Below are 20007 nucleotides of genomic sequence, written 5' to 3' on the forward strand. Positions count from 1 at the left end.
ACTGATTACCCAAAAAAAAATGAGCAAAATCTGTAGTGGATTCAGTTTCACAGTATGTTTATGATATACAGTCTGATTACAAAGAGTCCAATGTTGTACATGCGAAACAAAAATACTAATTATTTTATTGTGTATATCTTTGTTTGCAAGGAGAGAAGAGGATGACTATGAAGAAGATAGTAATAATAGTTTTATCTGCATTTGTGATTTTTTTCATGGCTGCTTGCAATGCTCCATCTAAGGCAGAGGTGTTTAGCGAGGAAAAGTTTTTGGAGGATATTACACCTAATTTGGTCTGCCTTAATTCCTGTGTGCATGAGATGTTTGGTGCAGAGGTAGACTTTAATGAAGATAGCTATTTAGCTGCATATGAAAGCGAGAGTGCCTATGCTGATGGCATGGGTGATATTGCCCTGCTTTTTAAACCGGGAGAAGAGAGCAAATATGTGGATTATTTTATTGACCCTACATGTTCCGATTATTATCCTGTAACAAACTTCAAAACAAATGCTGAGGTAAGGGACTATTTAAGAAAATATTTATCGGATGAAGTTATTGATAAATGGTTTTCAAACGACTTTTTGGAATATGAGGGACAGCTTTATTTAATAAGGGGTTCAAGGGGCTACGGTGCTATGAAATGTGATTTGGAAAGTCTGAAGTATGTAGAAGAAAAAGATGACAAACAATATGTCACTGTTGATTTTAAGCTCTTTGATACGTTTGACCATACGGAAACATTGGAATTTTCAAAGGTTAATGATGTATGGATTATGACAGACGAAGTGGTGCCTCCCATTAAAGAAACTATTGAAAACAGTGACAAGGAAGTGTCTGAAGAAACGATTATACCACCAAAGATGGAAGATTATTCGGGTTCGTATGTCGACAGGCAGGGGACGGCAGAAATATACAATAATTTGGATTTAACATATTTGGAAGATGAGTCATATCAAGCCACGATTGGTCTCTACCGTTTGACAGAATTAGAAGGAGTTGCTAAGGTCGATGGAGAGACTCTTTCTTTTAAAGATGATGGTATGCAGGTAAAAGGTACAATTATCATAAAAGACAATATGGCGGTGTTAACCATTACAGAATCCGGTTTTGAATATATTAATCAAGGAGACGTTTTTGAGTTTTCTGAAAAACTTTAGCAATATGGAATACGATGCTAAGATTTAATATCAGGAAGGGAAAGAACTTCCTAACAACTTAATAACGAAATTTCTGAGAGCAATGATATCACGTATATGAATATGATGTTATGGCTCTTTTTTCATATAAGAAAATCAATAGGCTTTGGTTTGGCAGGGGCACCTGCTTGAACTAAAGCCTATTTTTTTATGCCCAAAAATGAACGGAATGTGAGAAAAATGCCAAGATTATTTATGTATGGAACAAAATTACAGGAGGTGGAACAATTGATGATGCTTGTTCCTAGATTTTCGCCTAGGCAGAAAGGATTGATTGTGGTGGGAGAAACAGCGGATGTAAAAGGAGGAATTAAGAAGTGCCGTTCCTGTGAAAAATGGGGTAAAGAAAATTGTGGGGGAACCGCTTACACAAATCTTGCGAACAGCATGGGTATGGGTAGAGTAACCTACAGAAAAGTGATTATAGAATTCTTTTCAGAAATCAACCATTTCTATTTTAGGAAAAGGCTTTCAGACTTAGTTGCAAGTTCTCCGGATGGTTGGTTTATCAGTGAAGCCCATGAGAAAAGATTTGAAAATGTTTGTGAGATGCTTAAAATTCATAAAATTGACAGCGATCCACGCTACATGGCCACTCTGTTTCTGCTGACCGCAGATGGTAGGTTATGCAGTCTTGCAAAAGAGCATATATATTCCAATCGTTTTGAATTTAAGCAAATACGTCTTAATGGTATGACCACAAACAGCTATGCCATATACAAGGTGGCAAAAACCATCTATACCGGAAAAGAATACATAAAGCTAAACGAAATTTCAGATAAGCACTTGATTGATCATCAAACGTTTATGGCCATTATAAATGCAATTCTCATCGTAAAATATGGCGGTGAAATTTTAAGCTTTGAAATGAAGGTTAGATTTTACACAATGGTGAACTTGATAAATAGATAATTATTTTGTATAGGTCATCAAATCGGAAATTTCGCAATCCAAAACAAAGCAAATACGAGTAAGAACATCTATATCCATTCTCTCAATATTTCCGTTGTACCATTTATCGGCTACTTCAAAACGAATGTTTGCAAGTTTAGCAAGCTTGCTTCTGGTCAATTCTTTGCTGTCCATGATTTCTTTTACGTGAAAACTGATTTTTCCGTAATCTTTTATTTCAAAAATTGAGTTATTGTTCATATTAGCCACCTCTTTACAGCTATTCTATATGTAGTATTACATATTGACTATATACATATAAATAGATACTATATATATAGTATTAAAAAGGAGGAATAAAACTATGCAGAAAAAAGAAAAATCTTTATGTTTTAGCGGTCACAGAAGTGAAAGGCTTCCGAAAAGCAAAGATGAAATGGAAAACTTGAAATTAAGAATAGGGGAAGAGGTTGACAAAGCGATTAAAAATGGAACAGACACCTTTTACTTCGGAGCGTGCTATGGATTCGATTTACTGTGTGCAGAAATTGTGATCATGCGAAAACGAGTAGTACATATATCAGAGCCAAGAGTAATAAAGCTCATTGCCGTAGTTCCCTATGAAGAGCAGCCAAAAAACTGGAACGAGGAGAACCGAGAAATCTATTTCACCACCCTCGCTCAGTGCGATGAGGTCATTACCCTAAATGCAAAATATCATCAAGGTTGTTTTCACCAGAGAAATCGATATATGGTGGACAATAGCAGTAAAATGATATGCTACTATGATGGTAGTAAAGGAGGGACAGCATACACTGTAAAATGTGCAGAGAAAAACAAAGTGCAAATAATAAACCTATACGAATCCTAATAAATTCGAGTCACAAAGGTGACTCTTTTTTAATGTGAAAAACAGAACGGAGGAAAAAATGAGAATAACAATCCAGAACCCTGTGAACGAAAGAAGGGAAGGCCTTTGGTTTCCTTGGAAAGCTGAAGATTTTGAAAAAGTCTGCTTCAACTTAGAGATTGTACCAAGTACAGAACCAAACTGCATCGTTGTAGAAGTATCCGATGAAAGGCTATCTACTCTCCTTAAAGATAAGCCCTGCAATATTGATGAGCTGGATTACCTAATGAAACGATTGGACAGTTTTGGTAGAGATGAGTTGCAAACTTTTTACGCTATGGCATATGCAGAAAAGCCAGAGACCACGGCAAACCTTATCAATATAACCTTTAACACCCACTGTTACAGCCTCGTTGCCGATTTCAGCGACCTTGATGCGGTAGGTAAGAAAATGTACCTAACAGAACAAGGTGCGGTCAGCGAGAAAGAATTTCAGGAGTTTGACGGCAGAGCATATTTTGAAAAACTACTTGCTGAAAATCCCACCTCAGGAATTACACCCTATGGAATTCTTTATCAAAACAAGAATCCAATACAGACAATTTATGATGGAATGCACTTTCCGCTGTATCATTGGCAAGATGAAATTGCTGAGTTGGAAGTGGGAAAAGACGGATATAGTCAATTTCTCTATCTGCCATGCACGAAAATGCAAATAGAATATGCCTTGCTGAGGTTGGATGCAGATTCACTGTCGGATTGCAGTCTAGGTCTCACAAGTGATCATTTTCCAGAAACAATGCTTGAAATTATAACTTCCGATAAACCGCTCTACGAGAATGTAGACAATCTTAATTACTTTGCAAGTAAGTTTCGAGAGATTGGCACCCAAGAGGAAAGTTATTTTGAAAAGCTGATGGAATTTGTTCAGTCAGATAATCAAAAGGACTTAAAAACACTTCTGGACAGTATGTATGAGTTTGAACTTTTCCCCAATATCCATACTGCGGAAGAATACGGTAAATATATCATCTGTGAAAGCGGTCATTTTGACTATGACGAGAATCTTGAAGAATACATAGACTTTGAACGCTATGGCAAGCAGAAAATTGCCAGTGAAAATGGAGCATTTACTGAAAAGGGATATGTTCTCTATCACGGTTATAATGGGGAACTTGCACAGGTTTTATGGGAGCATTTTGGAATAGAAATCCCAAAGCAAGACTTTCAGGAACTAAAGCTGTATATGCCACTTTGTGGGACCACGTATTATGATGAGAATGACTATGGAGATCTTTATCAGGTGGATTATAGAATCGATGTTTGCCCAGATGAGCTTGCGGAATATAAAGATGAAATTTTGCAGGCGATTGAGAGAAATGCCTTGCCCGAGGAAACGAAACGTGGGTTGATGAGGTGCTACTGCGACCAGGATAGCGTCAATGCAAAAGTAAAAAGGTACGATTTCTCTGTGGAAGAAGTGAATGGACAGTTGATGGGAGTTGCAAATCTCATTTTAAATGCACCCCTTGATGATAGGGAACTTGCCAGAATAAAAGATGAAATTACAGGCCAAGCCAGTGACGGATGGGGCGAGGGCTTTGAGCAAAGAGAGATTAAATGCAACGGTAAACAGGTATATGTCAGTTTTTGGGGAGCAAAAAACTGGAGTTTGCAGACGTCTGAAGAATTGGAAATAAAACTGCAAAATCATGATATGAAGTTTGGAGGAATGTGAGATGCCAAAGGAAGCAGAAGAAAATAGTCAGTTTGGTTTTACAAATGAAGGCTTGGCAGCTCTGAAAAGAGCATCCGATTCAACCGCCACCCACTCCTACCGATGGTTCGTGTTGGAAAACTTAGGACTGCCAAATGAGATGTTGGAATATGCATCTTCCTTGGAAGATGCCATCTATTAATACCAAGCCTCAGTCAGTGATAATAAGCGATTGGGTGTAACAAAGGATGAAATCGTTACGATAGATATTCTGATAAAAGAAAATGGTGATGAAAGAATTGATTCAAACTACAAAGCTTCAGACAGCTTCAATCACGACACTGTTATAATCCAGGCCGTTTCAAAATTGGAACAGATTGTGCAACAGAATCAGCAAAAACAAGAACTAATAGGGGAGGAATTTAAAATGAGAGGATTTTCAAGAGAATATTGAAAGAATCAAAGAACAGTACCCAGTGGGTACAAGGCTTGAGCTTACGTCAGATATGGATGATTCGTATGCTCCAGTGCTTGCAGGAACACAAGGCGAGGTGATTTCAGTTGATGACATAGGAACTTTGCATATGCAGTGGGACAATGGCCGTTCCCTTGGCATTGTGATAGGCGAGGATCACTTCAAGGTGATTTTAAAACCACAGGAAGAGCAGACTATGGATTCCCAAGGGATTGGGGGTATAAGCCAGTGAAAAAAGTGCTGTAGGTAAAGATCTGAATGAAAGAGAAAAATATAAAACAGCCGACAGGATGAGTGAAAAATATCAATCTGTCGGTCTTTTTGTTTGGAAAGGAGTAGAGAAATGCATGAACTTATGATTTTTGAAAATGAGGAATTCGGCAAAATAAGAACCTTATTAATTGACGGCGAACCTTGGTTTGTGGGAAAAGATGCCGCAGAAATATTGGGATATTCCAATACCAGAGACAGCCTATCTAAACATGTGGAAAAGGAAGATAAGGCTGGTGTCGCAATTCACGACGGTAGGCAAAACCGAGTCATGGTAGCAATCAACGAAAGCGGTCTTTATGCCCTTATTTTCTCCAGTAAGTTGCCAACTGCCAAAAAGTTTAAACGCTGGGTAACTACGGAAGTTTTGCCGTCCATTAGAAAACATGGGGCTTATATTACCATGCTAAAGCTTGGTGAGATTATGGCAAATCCTGAAAGCTTGGAATTACTTTTAAAACAGCTTCTTTTTGAAACACAGAAAAACAAGGAGCTAAAAAATGAGATTGCAACCCTTGTACCCAAAGGAAAATATTTTGATAAACTGATTGCTTCTGAAATGCTTACTGATTTTCGCACTAATGCCAAGGAACTGGGGCTAAAGCCAATGGCATTTACGCAATTTCTCATTGATAAAAAATATGTCTACCGTGATAAACATTAAAGAATTCTACCAATGCAGCCTTATGTGCATTATGAATTTTTTGCAATCAAAGACTTTTGCAACAACGGGTATCATGGTACGCAGACACTGATCACTGTTCTGGGGAAGCTTCATTTTTTAGAACGAATAGGAAAAGACGAACAAATTTAAGGCCGATTGTTTCTCTGCTTAGGCAGGAAAGCAGTCGACTTTTTTGTTTCTTGGAAGGAAGGTGGTTGAGAAGTGAATAGTTTTATTTCGTGGATTGGTGGGAAAAAGGCTTTAAGAAAGCTGTTATATAAGCTGTTTCCTAAAAATCATACACGATATATAGAAGTGTTTGGAGGAGGTGGCTGGGTACTATTTGGAAAAAGACAGAGAAAGAACTGCATGGAGGTTTACAATGATTTTAATTCAAATCTTGTAAACCTTTTTTTATGTGTAAAAGAACGCCCTCTTGTTTTTCTAAAAGAGCTTGGGTTTTTACCTTTGTGTGCAAGAGATGAATTTGGAGTTTTGAGAAAATTTATTGAACAGGAAGAATTCACAGATAACTATATGGCTGAGGAGCTGGAATTGGCAGAAAAATATATACCTCCTCCGTCTACCGAGGAAATGAAGCTTTTATATGAAAAGAAAGCAGAGCTCTATGAAGTAAAAAGAGCAGCCGCTTTTTTCAAGTTGATAAAGTACAGCTACGGCAGTAGTACAACTTCCTTTGGTGGTCAGCCCTGCGATATTCGAAAGTGCTTCAAAATTATATGGGAAGCCTCGGAACGATTAAAGGACGTTGTTATAGAAAACAAAGATTTTGAGGATTTCATTAAACAGTATGACAGGGAGGGAGCTTTTATCTATTGTGATCCACCTTATTTTGGAACAGAAGGTCATTATGCTGTGGGCTTTCCAAAAGAAAACCATGTAAGACTTAGGGATACTCTTTCAGCTTGTAAGGGACTTTGGATGGTGTCCTATAACGATTGTGAGTACATCAGGGAATTGTATAAGGATTTTCATATTCGCACAGTTGTTCGTATTAATAACTTGGCTCAGCGTTATGAAGGAGGTGCGGAGTACAGAGAAGTGATAATTACAAATTTTGATCCAAAGAAGATGGTTATAAAGGATTTTAGTTTTCAAATGAATCTTTTTTCTGATTTGGACGACGAGGATGAACAATTTGAATTTTACTTAAAAGAGGATTAGGGGGAAATGTACATGAAAAAATTAGAACAGCAAGGCTTGACTGTTGAAAACGAAATGATTGAATTTGCAAATTTAGGAGATGAAGTAGTTGTTACTGCATTTGACCATCTTGTGGTGCTGACAAAGGCAAAAATGACTGCTTTGGATATGGTGAAAACCATTGCAACCCTTGCGGAAGTCACTCAAAATTTCCTTGTCATATTGGCGAAAAATTGTGGCACTTGTGAGGACTGCGGCCATTGTGAAGAAATGGATACAGAAAACATTAAGCTTCCTCACTATATGTTGGAGGCTGCGGGGATTCCAAATGATGCAAAGCTGATTGCCTTTGCTGAGGAGGACAGCGGAATTGTTCGTGTGGAACAGGCGGAATACGACCATGATATTGCAGATATTCCTGAGGACATTCGTGAACTGCTTTCAAACTATGGGATTTGTATGGGCGAGCTTGATGCATTGCTTGTAAAGGGGGAATTTCTTCATGGATAAGAATTATGTATATCCTTACAGTTTTCAGTTTGCGAAGGGAAATCAGGAGCTTAGTTTATACAAGGAATCCCATAAAGCAAATGTAGATTGTAAAAATGCCATTGAAAAAGCCATCAGTGGAAATTTTGATGGTCTAAGGCTTGAAAAAAACACAGCAGAGCAAGTGATTTCTCAGTTTGGCTATGACCGAGTTAATTTTGTTCTTGCTAATTCAGTACAGCAAAAAAGTCATGACGGCAGATTTTCTCGTGAAAATAAGGAATGAGCAAATCACTTTTTTATTCTGCACGATAAGATTCAGGGCTTTGATAAACGGCTGGAGTACGCAGTGGATAGTCACCCTGCAGTGCTGGATGGCTTTATCAATCAGGCAAGGCGAGCCTACCAAGCCTTGAATTTATGGGAGGCAAAACATTGTAACAATGCCACAGGGCTTAACTTTGAGGGGAAGGTGATGGTCCTTCGTGCCACAAACCTCAAAGATGAGTATAAAAATCCTCGAGACCAGCTTGTTTTGTGTGAGAGCGGTTTTGGTTGTTCGCCCACAGCAAGTGGAAGAAAGGTGTTCGGGCGATTTCTGGCTGACGGAGAGCGTTGTCAATATGAACGTTCAGATTTTATTGGAGAATTAAAAGCGGAGTACCTTCCTGATTGGGCAGTTGAAAAGCGAAAGGAGATAGGAGCGAGCATGGAGGTAGGTCAAAGCATGGGAGGAATGGAAATGCAGTAAGGGGGTAGAAAAATGAGTAATATACAAATCAAAAAGGGCTTTATTTACTACTATGGTAACCCAGCCGGATATGTAAAAGAGCAAAATGCAGTGGTGGATACCATGTTTCAAAGGGAAGAACTGAAAGAATGGCTGACCGAGAAAAATCTCTCAGCTACTTGGACAGATGGTGTATTTGAACGGCTTTCCAGGGGTGAAAAGCTGGCAGAATTGAATGGGGAAATCAAGCCACTAAAAAAAGTCCGAATTTGGCAGTTAAAAGCCGATTCGGACTTTGCTTTGCGGTTTATTCCTTTGGAAGAGAGCCAAAAGAAATTTGGTGAACCGCGTATTGAAAATTATGAAACCGTTTATGATGGAGAGCTTGCAACCAACGATTTGGAAGGCATCTATACAAAATTCAATATTGACCACCCGTATGGTTATGAGGGGCACTCCCTATCTATGTCGGATGTTGTGGAACTTTATGATGACGAAGGGAGTGTTTTTCACTACGTAGACCAGTTCGGATTTAAGGAGATTGGCTTCAAACAGCATAAGCAGGAAATGCAAATAAAAATGTAGGAGGATGAATATGAAGAAAAACAATCAGCTTCACTATGATGTAAAGATTCAAAGCATTCGACCAGAAGGAACTTTAAAAGCAACAGCAACTGTCAATATTAATGAAGCTTTTGCCATTCGTGGCGTCAAGGTGATGGAGGGCAGTAAAGGATTATTTGTTTCCATGCCTAGTTACAAAGCAGGAAACGGAGAATACAAGGATATTTGTTTTCCGTGCACAGCAGAAGCAAGAAAGGAATTTGACCAAGCAGTGATGGGTGCATATGAACAGGCATTGTCTCAAAAGCAGGAGCAAAAACAGGAGACATCCACACAGGAGCAAGGCAGTGCTCCAACGATGACCATGTGAAATTAGGAGGGAAAGAAGTGAAAAATTCAATGATAAAGGCAGTCGTTTTTGTAAAGGAAAAGGTAACACAGGCACAATCGTTTTTTATATTGCAGTCTGCTAAACTGCGGTTTGCAGCAGCCAATAATCGCGGTGAAAATTACGTAGACAGTGCAGTTAAAATACTTATTGCTGTGGTTTTGGGCGGATTGCTTCTTGCAGGACTTTATGCATTATTTGGCGATGTGGTGATGCCAACCTTGGAAACCAAGATTAAGGAAATGTTCAATTATGCAGGCTGATGGAGGGATGGTATGAAACAGAACCTAAAAAAGACAACTTCTATATTTTTGATTATTTGTCTTGTGCTAGTAATGTTTGAGAGTGCATATGCAGAAAAGCTGATCTTTCAAGATAGTATAGGTCATTGGGCGGAGGATGCCATTCTAAAGCTGACGGACGAGGGTGTGATATCAGGATTTCCCGATGGTCTTTGTCACCCAGATGAAATGATAACAAGAGCAGAATTTACAGCATTGGTTGACCGCAAAATTGAAAGGAGTCAAGATGGTGCAGTCAATAGACCTTCCGATTTTACTGACATCAAGGGACATTGGGCGGAAAAAAATATTACGAAGTTGACCAGCCTTGACATTATTGTAGAAGAAGAATATCCAGAAAATCAATTTTCCCCAGATGAGCCAATTACCAGATTGGAGATGGTGAAAATGCTGGTTCGTGCATTGGGAATAGAAAATCACAGTGGAAATTGTATCTGTGATCTTGATTTTACCGATGCACAGTTGATTAAAAGCGAGGATAAGATCTACGTTTGCATTGGAAAAAAATATGGCATTATTAGTGGTTATCCAGACGGAACGATGCAATCCGCGGGCGTTGCTACCCGTGCAGAAGCCTTTAAAATGCTTGTAAAAGAGGAAGAAGCCAGCGAACAGATTAAGAGAGAGAAAGAACAAAATTCTGTGATTAAAAATCCAAAGGAAGAAAGCTCCAATGGAGGCAGTGGAGGTGCAGCTTATGTGCCTGAGCCACAGTTTAGCTTCATTCTTCCGAAAACTGCATATGCAGGAGAAGGAATTGAGATTAAAAGCGAAAGTCAGAATGTAACAACAGTGGCTTGGGTTGTCTTGAAAAATGGTATTTCCGTGGAAATACCTGACGTTGTGGATGGAGAACTAAATTCAGGCGGCGGTATTGTGAAAATCAAGGAGAGTGGGATTTACACCTTTACAGCAACGGCAAAAAATAGTGTTGGAAAGAAAATTACCTGTGAGCAGACCGTTACGATTTACCCTGTGGTGACGGTAAACTTTGATATGCCGAAAACAGCACATACCGACACCGGTATTGCGGTGGATTTAAAATCCGAGAATCTTGGTCAAAACCTTGTAGTGTGGTCTCTGATAAAAGATGGTATGGAAGTAAAACTTGAAAATTCCGTTATAGGAGAGCTTGGCAATACAGGGGGAGCGATGCTGTTCAGCAGAAAAGGCAGTTATGAACTTACTGCAACGATTACCGATGAACTTGGTAAGGTTTCTACTGTATCAAAGAATATTGATATATATCCTGTGGCAGAAATCAATTTGGCCTTACAGTCTGTTACCCATACAGACAAAACCATTGCTTTCCATGTTCAGACAAAAGAAGCTGAGGATATGACTGTAAAATGGTCACTTATGAAAGATGGAGAACCCGTAACTATTGAAAATTTCATTGAGGGTGAACTTAGCCTTGGTGAAAACAATATCCGTTTCAAGGAAAAGGGTGTTTATCGACTTACAGCTACACTAACTGATAAAACAGGGCGGGTTTTTACAGATACGGCGGAAATAATCGCATATCCTGTAGGCTCTGTTGGTTTTTATCTTCCATCTATTCTACATACAGATGATACTGTGAAAGTGGAAGCAACACTAGACGAAATTGGAAACCATACAGCGATATGGTCTCTCAAAAAAGACGGAAAAGATGTACAGCTTTCTGAATTTATCAGTGGGGATTTGACCAATGATGGCGGGGAGGTGCGTTTCAAGGGAAAAGGAATTTATACTTTAAAAGCCTCTTTTACCGATGACGGACAGAGAGATTATTCTTATGAACAGCAAATTAAGGTGTATTCTGTGCCAATAGTTAGTTATACGCAGCCGCAATACGCACATACAGATACAGAAATTGAAATAATTGTAAAGAGCACAGACTTGGATGGTCTCACCCTTGAATGGCTTGTAGATAACAGCTTCGGCTATCAAGATTGGAATACCTTTGTGGAAGGTTCTCTTTCCGATACTGGTGGGAAAATCAAGTTTAAGCGGGCAGGAATTTATGAGCTTGTTGCCAGAGCGACCGATGAAACAGGAAGAGTATTTCTTTTTGAACCAAAGAAAACAACTGAGGTTTTGCCTGTGCTTACAATTGATTTCAACCTACCGAAAGTGGCTTACACAGATACTTCAATTGACTTAAGAACTAGTGGGCATAACAATACCCTCCCTGTGGAATGGTCATTGAGTAGAAATGGTCAGGCTGTTTCTTTAAGCAAAGTGCTGGATGGAGCATTAACTGCACTTGGTGGAAAGGTGATTTTCAAGGAACATGGTGAGTTTGTTTTAACGGCAACCATGACAGACTTTTTAGGAAGAAGCTATACCCACAGTCAAGAAATCAAAATTATGCCGGTAATGGATTTTACCTTCACAATGCCGTCAGACGTTCACTATGGGAAAAGCTTTCCAGTGACAATTTCAAATGCAAAGCATACTCAAAATGCAACGGTTGTTTGGGTACTTACCCAAAATGGGGAAACAGAACGCTATACAGGAGCACTAACTGAGAAGGGCGGCAATATTTCAATTTCAAATACCGGCAAATTTGTACTTACTTCTGTTGCAACTGATGTTCTCGGCAGAGAAAGCAGATGCACACAAGAAATCAATGTGACCAACACTGCACCAACTATCACAAATCTTACAGCAACTCCAACTAGAACAGTGAAAGATGGTAAATTCTTAGTAGAAGTTTCTGCTACAGCAGAAGATGCAGACGGAGATAAATTTGAACTTGAGTGGGAAGGCAGAGCGTCAGACGGTTATTATGCAGTGGGAACAAATACGGTGAAGGTTCGTGCCAAAGATATTGCAGGGGCATATTCCAATTGGGCAGAAAAAACTTTCACTGTAGTAAACACTGCACCGACCATCACAAACTTTACAGTAACTCAAACCAGAAATACGAAAGATGGTAAATTTCTGGTGAATATTTCTGCAACAGCAGAAGATACAGATGGAGATAAATTTGAACTTGAGTGGGACGGCAAAGTGGCAGACAGTTACTATGCAGTTGGAACGAATACGGTGAAGGTTCGTGCGCAAGATATTGCAGGAGCGTGTTCCCAGTGGGAAGTAAAAACCTTTACTGTAGTAAACGCTACACCGACTATCACAAACTTTACAGTAACTCCCACTAGAACAGTGAAAGATGGCAAATTTCTAGTGAATATTTCTGCTACAGCGGTAGATGCAGACGGAGATAAATTTGAGCTTGAGTGGGAAGGCAAAGTGGCAGACGGTTACTATGCAGTAGGAACACATACCGTGAAGGTTCGTGCAAAAGATATTGCAGGAGCGTGTTCCCAGTGGGCGGTGAAAACTTTTACAATTGCTAACAGTGCACCGACTATCATCAACTTTACATTAACTCCCACTAGAACAGTGAAAGATGGTAAATTTCTGGTGAATATTTCTGCCACAGCGGCGGATGCAGATGGAGATAAATTTGAGCTTGAGTGGGAAGGCAAATCAGCAGATGGTTACTATGGGGTAGGAACACATACCGTGAAAGTTCGTGCTAAAGATATTGCTGGAGTATATTCACAGTGGGCAGTAAAAACTTTTACGGTTGCAAACAGTGCACCGACCATCACCAACTTTACAGTAACTCCCACTAGAACAGCGAAAGATGGTAAATTTCTTGTGAATATTTCTGCTTCAGCGGTAGATGCAGACGGAGATGCAACTGTGATTGAATGGCAGGGTAAAAATTCAGATGGCTACTATGCAGTAGGTACATACACCATAAAGGTTCGTGCCAAAGATTCTGTAGGTTCATATTCTCCGTGGTCGGAAAAGACATTTACTGTTGCAAACTCAGCACCTGAACGGCCTGTGATTACCAGAACTCCCAACGGAAACAGTGTTACACCGGGAACTGCAGTAACCATAACAGCAAAAAGCAGTGATGCAGATGGAGATGCCATCACCTATGTATGGGAGAACAGGCCAGCGGAATCGGCAGTGTATCCTCTAGGCAAAAATGTAGTGAGAGTAAAAGCGGTAGACAGTGCAGGGGCAGAATCCCCTTGGTCAGCTATTATGTTCTTCGTTGCTGATTCAAATGGCTCGGGCGGTATGACTTTGTCAGGCCCAGATTCTATCATATTGGAAAATGGCATTGAAGGAGCTACCATTACGGGATATACCTTTACCGTTCCCCCTGTATCGGGTCACAGCGGTAACGATTACGGCAGAGTGAGAGGTTATAACATACGCACAAATCAGTGGGATCAACTTGACTATGAAACAACCAGTAACGGTATCACTTTTGAACGAAGCCTTAACAGCGGATCATATTCCAAGCTGGAATTTTACTACTACACAAACCATAACTGCATGTATAACAAATCAAACATAACATACACCGTCGATTATTATTTTGAATAAGGGAGGATTTTTAAATGAAGATAATGATGAAGGAAGCACAAAAAAAGGCAGTACAGGCAAAGACTTTTTTTATGATTCAATCTATGAAAATGAGAAGTGTAATCACAAATAACCGTGGTGAAAACTATGTTGACTCGGCAGTCAAAATTCTCATTGCTGTAGTTTTGGGCGGATTGCTACTAGCAGGACTTTATGCATTGTTTGGAGATGTGGTGATGCCTACTTTGGAAACCAAAATTAAGGAAATGTTCAATTATGCAGGCTAACGGCATCGCACAGGCGGTGCTTTTTTCTTTTCTGCTGATTTTGGTGTCTGTGGAGGACATGAAGAAAAGAGAGATTCCACCACTGTTTTGTGTAGGAATTGCCCTCTGTGCACTGCTGAATTTTAAGGCGGAAAATCTTTTGGGACTTGGCATTCCAATGGTTTTATTAATAACTGCCGCATGGATTTACCCAGACCAGCTTGGCGGTGGAGATATCAAGCTCACTGCCGCTGTAAGCTTCGTTCTTGGCTTTACTGCCACAGCATATGGCGTTATCCTTGGATTTTCCCTTGAACTTGCAGTATTTATTATTTTAAAGCACAGGCGAAAGCTTACAAAGCAAGAGGCAAAGGAGTTTCCAATGCCTCTTGCTCCTTTTTTAACCATTGGCTTTTTAGTAACATATTTTATGAATTTTGGAGGACTGATGCGATGAGGAAAAGCAGAAATAACAAATGTTTTATTGCACTGTGGGTCATTGTTCCTATGGTAACAGCACTTGCATTTATACCCAAATTGATTAAAGAAAGCAAAAAGAGAAAATATACAACATCATTTTAAGGAGGTAAAAAATTATGAGTATTTTGAAAAATAGAACGGTTGTGGGAGTGATTTGTATTGTGCTGTCCCTCATTATTTGTTTTGGAGTCACTCCTTTATTTAATAAAGGGATGAGTCAAAAAACAGAGATTGTGCGTGTTGCAAAGGAAATTAAGACAGGTGATGAAATTAAAAATGATATGGTACAGGTGGTGGAAGTAGGAGGTTACAACCTTCCTGAAAATATCATTAAGAATAAAGATACCGTCATTGGCACTTACGCAACCGCTGATTTGTACATTGGGGATTATATTTTAAATACCAAGGTGTCTCAAGTTCCTGCTGTAGAAAATGCCTATTTATACAACTTGGATGGCAGTAAGCAGGCTATTTCCATTACCATTAAAACCTTTTCAAATGGTCTTTCTGGTAAACTTCAAAGTGGAGATATTGTTTCTGTTATTGCCCCAGATTATAAAAAACAAGGTGCATCTGTCATTCCCACAGAACTGAAATACGTAGAGGTTATTTCGGTAACTACGCCAAGTGGGTACGACGCTAACACAGGGGAACAAATTAATGGTGAAGATGATAGAGAGCTTCCTTCAACTGTTACCCTGCTTGTAACTCCCGAACAAGGAAATGTGTTAGCAGAGCTCGAGGCTGGCGGAACGGCACATCTTTCCCTTGTTTATCGAGGAGTTTCCGAAAAGGCACAGGAATTCATTATTGCACAGGACGAAGTTATTGCAAAAATTTATCATCAAGAATTGACGGAAACTACAGACGAGGAAAATGCAGGTGATGCATCTGTTGAAAATCCTCAAACAGTTAGAAATACGTCAGGGGAGGACTTAGCACAATGAACTTCATGAAAAACTCCATCTTTTCACGAGAACAAAGAGCAGAACCCCTAAAAGAAGAGGTATTGCATGGTGGTGTGCTTGCAGTTTGGGGAAGCCCTGGTTCTGGAAAATCAACGGTTGCAGTAAAGCTTGCAAAATACCTTGCAGACAAAAAGAAAAACGTAGTCTTGGTGTTATGTGATATGACAGCACCCATGCTTCCCTGTATTTGCCCACCTTCGGATTTGGAATGCGAGAAATCCCTTGGCAGTATTTTATCGGCAACCCATGTGACAGAGCCCCTTGTGAAATACAATATGATTACTCATAAGAAGATGTCGTATCTCACCATCATCGGTATGCTGAAAGGCGAAAACGAATACACCTATGCCTCTTATTCCAAAGTGCAGGCACAGGAGCTAATAGAGAGTCTGCGAAAGATTGCTCCATTTATAATTATTGATTGCAGCAGTTACATTGCCAACGATATTTTATCTGCCGTTGCCTTGCTGGAAAGCGACAGTGTACTTCGCCTTGCAAACTGTGATTTAAAATCCATTAGCTACCTGTCAAGCCAGTTACAGCTTTTGCAAAACAGCAATTGGGATATGGAGAAACAATATAAGGTGGCATCAAATATCAAAGCTAGTCACGGTATTGAACATATGGCTGGGGCAATGGGTAGTTTGACGTTTAAGATTCCTCATTCCGATGAAGTGGAACAGCAATATCTTGAGGGAAATCTGTTTGCAGATTTATCCCTAAAAGATAGTAGAGAATTTCGCAGGGAGATTGAGAAAATAATAAAGGAGGTGTTTGGGTGCTAGGAAACAAACGAGGAAATTCTGTGTTTGCAACAGAGAACAATAAACAGAGCCCTACTGTGTCAATAGAATCAGATAACAAAAAACAGGAATTAGAGCTTATAGAAAAAGAAACCGTAAACGAGGAACATTCACCAGATGAAATGGTATCAGTAGAAAACAGAGCCAAAAATCTTATTATTCCCCCACAGAAACAGAAAAAGGTAGCGGAGCTGGGTACAGGAAATCGAACCCACTCCTTATTTTTTGCCCCAGAATCAGAAGGCAGGGATTTTTCTTCTGTGCTAAAGGATGTGCAGGAGCATATATCCAGCAACTATTCACAGCTGATTACCAATGGCGACCTACAAGATGCCAAAGAGCAGATGAAACGATACATCAGCAAATATGTGCTGGATGAGCGAATTGCAGTCAAAGGCATGGACGGCGGCGAGCTGATAGATGCTCTTTATACAGAGATGGCAGAGTACGGATTTTTAACCAAATATATTTTCGGAAAAAACATTGAGGAAATTGACATTAACTCTTGGCAGGATATAGAGGTGCAGTATTCAGATGGCAGAAATGTGAAGCTGGAGGAGCATTTTGACTCCCCGGAACATGCCATCAACGTGGTGCGAAGAATGCTCCATGTATCTGGTATGGTGCTTGATAACGCAAGCCCTGCAATCCTTGGGCATCTATCCAAAAACATTCGTATTGCGGTGTTGAAAACACCGCTTGTAGATGAAGATGTGGGAATTGCCGCATCAATTCGTATCGTAAATCCTCAAAGCATGAAAAAAGAAGATTTTGTGCGTAGTGGAACGGCAACTGACACCATGCTTGATTTTCTTTCGCAGCTTATTCGCTATGGCATTTCTGTTTGCGTTGCCGGTGCAACTTCAAGTGGAAAAACAACGGTGCTGGGTTGGCTTTTAACCACCATTCCCAATAATAAAAGAATTTACACCATTGAAAACGGTTCTCGTGAACTTGACCTCACACGATATGAGAATGGAAAAGTAGTAAACTCGGTCATTCATACCCTCACTCGGGACAGTGAAAATGAGAAGCAAAAAGTGGATCAAATTACACTGCTGGATATGGCATTACGCTTTAATCCCGATATTGCCGTAGTTGGTGAAATGCGTGGAGCAGAAGCCAATGCAGCACAGGAGGCAGCACGAACAGGTATTGCAGTGCTCACAACCATTCACGCAAATTCCTGTGAAGCCACCTACCGCCGAATGGTTTCTCTTTGCAAACGTGCGGTGGATATGAGTGATGAAACTCTTTATGGCTATGTGACGGAGGCATATCCTATTATTGTGTTCTGTAAACAGCTTGAAAACAAGGAAAGACGCATGATGGAGATTATGGAATGTGAAATTCTGCCTGACGGTACAAGAAATTACTGCACGCTGTTCCAATATATCATTACAGAAAATCGTATGGAGGAAAACGGAACATTTACGATTATTGGTCACCATGAACGGAAAGAATCTATTTCCGAAAGCCTGTCAAAACGGCTTTTGGAAAATGGCATGCCCATTGAAATGATTAAAAGCCTCAAGGAAAGGACGGTGAAAACAGCGTGAATATCATACTTTTAGTTGCCTGTATCGGAATGATTACAGGTTTTTTTATTATATTATCCCTTTCTCCCACAGAGTTTACCGATGGGATATTTAAAGGATTTTTAAGTAAGCCCAAAAGTATCAAGGATGAAATAAACGAGGTTACCAACCGAAAAAAGGTCAACCTTTTCAAAAGAGAAATCACTGAGGTACAGGGAATCTTGAAAATCACAGGTCGTGAAAAAAGGTTTCCTATACTTTGTGTCATTTCTTTGGCACTGTTTGCTGTGGGAGGTTCAATAGCCATTATGATGAGCAACTTTTTTCTGGTTCCTGTTCTTGCCGTAGGTTTTATGTTCCTGCCATTTTGGTATATCAGATTAACCCAGACACACTTCAAAAAAGATATTTCGGCAGAACTGGAAACAGCTCTCAGTATCATTACAACGGCGTATCTGCGAAATGAAGATATTTTAACAGCGGTGGAGGAAAACATTTCTTACTTAAATCCGCCTGTTTTATCGGTCTTCAAAGGATTTATCTATAGAATCAAAATGATTAATCCTGATATAACGGCAGGATTGCAGGCTATGCGTGGGCAGATAGAGAATGCCGTTTTCCGTGAATGGTGTGATGCCTTGATAGCTTGCCAGTTTGACAGAGGGCTGAAAAGCACCCTAACACCTATTGTTTCAAAGCTTAGCGATATGCGAGTGGTAAACGGAGAGTTGGAGAATATGGTGTTTGAACCGAGAAAAGAGTTTATTACCATGCAGGTACTGGTGCTTGCCAATATACCGCTCCTGTATTTCCTAAATAAGGACTGGTATCACACACTGATGCACACCATTGTGGGTCAGATTGTTCTTGCCATTTGCTTTACGGCAATGTTTATTTCTATGGCATTTGTAATTAAGCTTACCCAGCCCATAGAGTATCGGAGGTAGATGGATGACAAAGAAAATGAAGAAAAGGGAGGTGGAGGAATGCAACTGATGATGATACTGTTTGGTAGTTTACTTGCCACAGGAATTTTTTTGATTTTTGCAGATATTTTGAAACTGCCAAGCCTAGCCACAGGGAAAGCCATGCTCTCGGCAACAAAGCCTAGCAAAGAGAAAACAAAAACCATGGATGCTCTAATTGCTGGATGGGCGGTCAGGTTGGCAAAGTTCTTGCCAATGGACGAATATAAGAAAATTCGTTTGCAAAATACCCTAAGTGCCGCAGGCATGAAAGAATCACCGGAAGAATTTACGGCAAATGCAATTGTGAAATCGGGACTCATTGTACTTGCAGTTGTGCCGGCTCTTTGGATTTTACCGTTGACTGCTCCTGTTTTGCTGTTTCTAGCAATAATTGTTTATTTCAAGGAAATCCGCAAGGCGGATGAAAAGCTGTCGGCCAAGCGTGAGAAGATTGAGGTTGAACTGCCAAGGTTTGTAGCAACGGTTACTCAGGAGTTAAAGGCAAGCCGAGATGTACTTTCTATCTTGGAGAATTTCAAGAAAAATGCAGGCGAAGACTTTGCTAAGGAACTGGATGTTTTAACAGCCGATATGCGTTCCTCATCCTATGAGGCTGCCCTCACTAGGTTTGAAGCAAGGATTAATTCTTCTATGCTTTCGGATATTACAAGAGGGCTTATTGGTGTGCTTCGTGGAGATGACGGAGCTATTTATTTTCAAATGTTAAGCCATGATATGAAGCAGTTGGAATTGCAACGTCTTAAGGCACAGGCAATGAAGATACCGCCGAAAATAAGGATATTTAGTTTTACCATGCTGTTGTGCTTTCTGATGACCTATATCGTAATTATTGTCTATGAAATCATTCGTTCCCTTGGCGGAATGCTGTAAAGGGGGCGGATAAATA

The 20007-nt window shown here is 39.9% G+C and carries 25 protein-coding genes; 24 read left to right on the plus strand and 1 reads right to left on the minus strand.

The window, feature by feature from the left end:
- Positions 1-167 precede the first annotated feature (167 nt).
- Entirely contained in the window at positions 168-1157 is a 990-nt protein-coding gene (locus tag NE558_RS06065) for a hypothetical protein (protein WP_256149063.1), read from the plus strand.
- Between the two features lie 267 nt (positions 1158-1424).
- Complete coding sequence (locus NE558_RS06070; protein ID WP_256149064.1) at positions 1425-2108, plus strand: hypothetical protein; 684 nt, start codon at positions 1425-1427, stop codon at positions 2106-2108.
- On the opposite strand, the gene NE558_RS06075 is transcribed toward NE558_RS06070, so the two are convergent.
- Positions 2109-2348: a helix-turn-helix domain-containing protein gene (locus NE558_RS06075; RefSeq protein ID WP_072743615.1), complete on the minus strand. Its 240-nt coding sequence runs from the start codon at positions 2346-2348 to the stop codon at positions 2109-2111.
- Between the two features lie 103 nt (positions 2349-2451).
- Between NE558_RS06075 and NE558_RS06080 the strand changes: the two genes are divergently transcribed.
- The 22 genes from NE558_RS06080 (at position 2452) to NE558_RS06185 (ending at position 19991) form a co-directional block, all read left to right on the plus strand.
- Positions 2452-2958, plus strand: coding sequence for an SLOG family protein (locus NE558_RS06080; RefSeq protein WP_256149065.1), 507 nt, complete (start codon positions 2452-2454; stop codon positions 2956-2958).
- A gap of 58 nt (positions 2959-3016) precedes the next feature.
- Positions 3017-4675 carry an antirestriction protein ArdA gene (locus NE558_RS06085; protein WP_256149066.1) on the plus strand — a complete coding sequence of 553 codons (1659 nt, stop codon included), beginning with the start codon at positions 3017-3019 and terminating at the stop codon, positions 4673-4675.
- 1 nt (position 4676) lies between these two features.
- Positions 4677-4856 (plus strand): hypothetical protein, encoded by a 180-nt coding sequence (locus NE558_RS06090; protein ID WP_256149067.1) that lies wholly within the window; start codon positions 4677-4679, stop codon positions 4854-4856.
- Positions 4857-4886: 30 nt separating this feature from the next.
- Entirely contained in the window at positions 4887-5108 is a 222-nt protein-coding gene (locus NE558_RS06095; protein WP_256149068.1) for a hypothetical protein, read from the plus strand.
- A gap of 22 nt (positions 5109-5130) precedes the next feature.
- The gene (locus tag NE558_RS06100; RefSeq protein ID WP_256149069.1) at positions 5131-5361 is read left to right on the plus strand and encodes a DUF4314 domain-containing protein; all 231 of its coding nucleotides are present in this window, start codon (positions 5131-5133) and stop codon (positions 5359-5361) included.
- A 111-nt stretch (positions 5362-5472) separates the two neighbouring features.
- The gene (locus tag NE558_RS06105; protein WP_256149070.1) at positions 5473-6063 is read left to right on the plus strand and encodes a BRO family protein; all 591 of its coding nucleotides are present in this window, start codon (positions 5473-5475) and stop codon (positions 6061-6063) included.
- Between the two features lie 222 nt (positions 6064-6285).
- Positions 6286-7248 carry a DNA adenine methylase gene (locus NE558_RS06110; protein WP_256149071.1) on the plus strand — a complete coding sequence of 321 codons (963 nt, stop codon included), beginning with the start codon at positions 6286-6288 and terminating at the stop codon, positions 7246-7248.
- 12 nt (positions 7249-7260) lie between these two features.
- On the plus strand, positions 7261-7737 hold the full coding sequence (locus NE558_RS06115; protein WP_256149072.1) for a hypothetical protein: 477 nt from the start codon (positions 7261-7263) through the stop codon (positions 7735-7737).
- A complete protein-coding gene (locus NE558_RS14560; protein ID WP_256149073.1) occupies positions 7730-8002 on the plus strand; it encodes a DUF3849 domain-containing protein in 273 nt (90 codons plus the stop codon). Before NE558_RS06115 ends, NE558_RS14560 begins: the two co-directional genes overlap by 8 nt.
- A gap of 63 nt (positions 8003-8065) precedes the next feature.
- Positions 8066-8467 (plus strand): DUF3849 domain-containing protein, encoded by a 402-nt coding sequence (locus NE558_RS14565; RefSeq protein WP_256149074.1) that lies wholly within the window; start codon positions 8066-8068, stop codon positions 8465-8467.
- Positions 8468-8479: 12 nt separating this feature from the next.
- Positions 8480-9031, plus strand: a complete 552-nt coding sequence (locus tag NE558_RS06130; RefSeq protein ID WP_256149075.1) for a YodL domain-containing protein — start codon at positions 8480-8482, stop codon at positions 9029-9031.
- A gap of 10 nt (positions 9032-9041) precedes the next feature.
- Positions 9042-9380 (plus strand): SpoVG family protein, encoded by a 339-nt coding sequence (locus NE558_RS06135; RefSeq protein WP_256149077.1) that lies wholly within the window; start codon positions 9042-9044, stop codon positions 9378-9380.
- 29 nt (positions 9381-9409) lie between these two features.
- Entirely contained in the window at positions 9410-9661 is a 252-nt protein-coding gene (locus NE558_RS06140) for a DUF6133 family protein (RefSeq protein WP_256149158.1), read from the plus strand.
- Between the two features lie 12 nt (positions 9662-9673).
- Positions 9674-14098: an S-layer homology domain-containing protein gene (locus NE558_RS06145; protein WP_256149078.1), complete on the plus strand. Its 4425-nt coding sequence runs from the start codon at positions 9674-9676 to the stop codon at positions 14096-14098.
- A gap of 71 nt (positions 14099-14169) precedes the next feature.
- Positions 14170-14364, plus strand: coding sequence for a DUF6133 family protein (locus NE558_RS06150; protein WP_408605440.1), 195 nt, complete (start codon positions 14170-14172; stop codon positions 14362-14364).
- A complete protein-coding gene (locus NE558_RS06155) occupies positions 14354-14800 on the plus strand; it encodes an A24 family peptidase (protein WP_256149079.1) in 447 nt (148 codons plus the stop codon). Before NE558_RS06150 ends, NE558_RS06155 begins: the two co-directional genes overlap by 11 nt.
- Positions 14797-14925 (plus strand): hypothetical protein, encoded by a 129-nt coding sequence (locus NE558_RS06160; RefSeq protein WP_256149080.1) that lies wholly within the window; start codon positions 14797-14799, stop codon positions 14923-14925. The genes NE558_RS06155 and NE558_RS06160 overlap by 4 nt, the downstream gene beginning before the upstream one ends.
- Positions 14926-14939: 14 nt before the next feature.
- The gene (cpaB, locus tag NE558_RS06165; RefSeq protein WP_256149081.1) at positions 14940-15770 is read left to right on the plus strand and encodes a Flp pilus assembly protein CpaB; all 831 of its coding nucleotides are present in this window, start codon (positions 14940-14942) and stop codon (positions 15768-15770) included.
- Entirely contained in the window at positions 15767-16576 is an 810-nt protein-coding gene (locus tag NE558_RS06170) for an AAA family ATPase (RefSeq protein ID WP_256149082.1), read from the plus strand. Before cpaB ends, NE558_RS06170 begins: the two co-directional genes overlap by 4 nt.
- Positions 16570-18153: a CpaF/VirB11 family protein gene (locus tag NE558_RS06175; RefSeq protein ID WP_330643384.1), complete on the plus strand. Its 1584-nt coding sequence runs from the start codon at positions 16570-16572 to the stop codon at positions 18151-18153. The genes NE558_RS06170 and NE558_RS06175 overlap by 7 nt, the downstream gene beginning before the upstream one ends.
- Positions 18150-19079: a type II secretion system F family protein gene (locus tag NE558_RS06180; protein WP_256149083.1), complete on the plus strand. Its 930-nt coding sequence runs from the start codon at positions 18150-18152 to the stop codon at positions 19077-19079. Before NE558_RS06175 ends, NE558_RS06180 begins: the two co-directional genes overlap by 4 nt.
- 39 nt (positions 19080-19118) lie before the next feature.
- Positions 19119-19991, plus strand: coding sequence for a secretion protein F (locus NE558_RS06185; protein WP_256149084.1), 873 nt, complete (start codon positions 19119-19121; stop codon positions 19989-19991).
- Positions 19992-20007: the final 16 nt, after the last annotated feature.

It is taken from the genome of Anaerotignum propionicum (assembly GCF_024461735.1).
Lineage (GTDB): Bacteria > Bacillota > Clostridia > Lachnospirales > Anaerotignaceae > Chakrabartyella.

What these genes read in the sequence shown, in the direction of transcription:
- NE558_RS14560 (WP_256149073.1), top strand. Translation starts at nt 7,730, where the DNA reads ATGGATAAGAATTATGTATATCCTTACAGTTTTCAGTTTGCGAAGGGA.
- NE558_RS06185 (WP_256149084.1), top strand. Translation starts at nt 19,119, where the DNA reads ATGCAACTGATGATGATACTGTTTGGTAGTTTACTTGCCACAGGAATT.
- cpaB (WP_256149081.1), top strand. Translation starts at nt 14,940, where the DNA reads ATGAGTATTTTGAAAAATAGAACGGTTGTGGGAGTGATTTGTATTGTG.
- NE558_RS06065 (WP_256149063.1), top strand. Translation starts at nt 168, where the DNA reads ATGAAGAAGATAGTAATAATAGTTTTATCTGCATTTGTGATTTTTTTC.
- NE558_RS06075 (WP_072743615.1), bottom strand. Translation starts at nt 2,348, where the DNA reads ATGAACAATAACTCAATTTTTGAAATAAAAGATTACGGAAAAATCAGT.
- NE558_RS06105 (WP_256149070.1), top strand. Translation starts at nt 5,473, where the DNA reads ATGCATGAACTTATGATTTTTGAAAATGAGGAATTCGGCAAAATAAGA.
- NE558_RS06085 (WP_256149066.1), top strand. Translation starts at nt 3,017, where the DNA reads ATGAGAATAACAATCCAGAACCCTGTGAACGAAAGAAGGGAAGGCCTT.
- NE558_RS06090 (WP_256149067.1), top strand. Translation starts at nt 4,677, where the DNA reads ATGCCAAAGGAAGCAGAAGAAAATAGTCAGTTTGGTTTTACAAATGAA.
- NE558_RS06080 (WP_256149065.1), top strand. Translation starts at nt 2,452, where the DNA reads ATGCAGAAAAAAGAAAAATCTTTATGTTTTAGCGGTCACAGAAGTGAA.
- NE558_RS06150 (WP_408605440.1), top strand. Translation starts at nt 14,170, where the DNA reads ATGATTCAATCTATGAAAATGAGAAGTGTAATCACAAATAACCGTGGT.
- NE558_RS06135 (WP_256149077.1), top strand. Translation starts at nt 9,042, where the DNA reads ATGAAGAAAAACAATCAGCTTCACTATGATGTAAAGATTCAAAGCATT.
- NE558_RS06130 (WP_256149075.1), top strand. Translation starts at nt 8,480, where the DNA reads ATGAGTAATATACAAATCAAAAAGGGCTTTATTTACTACTATGGTAAC.
- NE558_RS06115 (WP_256149072.1), top strand. Translation starts at nt 7,261, where the DNA reads ATGAAAAAATTAGAACAGCAAGGCTTGACTGTTGAAAACGAAATGATT.
- NE558_RS06160 (WP_256149080.1), top strand. Translation starts at nt 14,797, where the DNA reads ATGAGGAAAAGCAGAAATAACAAATGTTTTATTGCACTGTGGGTCATT.
- NE558_RS06155 (WP_256149079.1), top strand. Translation starts at nt 14,354, where the DNA reads ATGCAGGCTAACGGCATCGCACAGGCGGTGCTTTTTTCTTTTCTGCTG.
- NE558_RS06140 (WP_256149158.1), top strand. Translation starts at nt 9,410, where the DNA reads ATGATAAAGGCAGTCGTTTTTGTAAAGGAAAAGGTAACACAGGCACAA.
- NE558_RS06170 (WP_256149082.1), top strand. Translation starts at nt 15,767, where the DNA reads ATGAACTTCATGAAAAACTCCATCTTTTCACGAGAACAAAGAGCAGAA.
- NE558_RS06145 (WP_256149078.1), top strand. Translation starts at nt 9,674, where the DNA reads ATGAAACAGAACCTAAAAAAGACAACTTCTATATTTTTGATTATTTGT.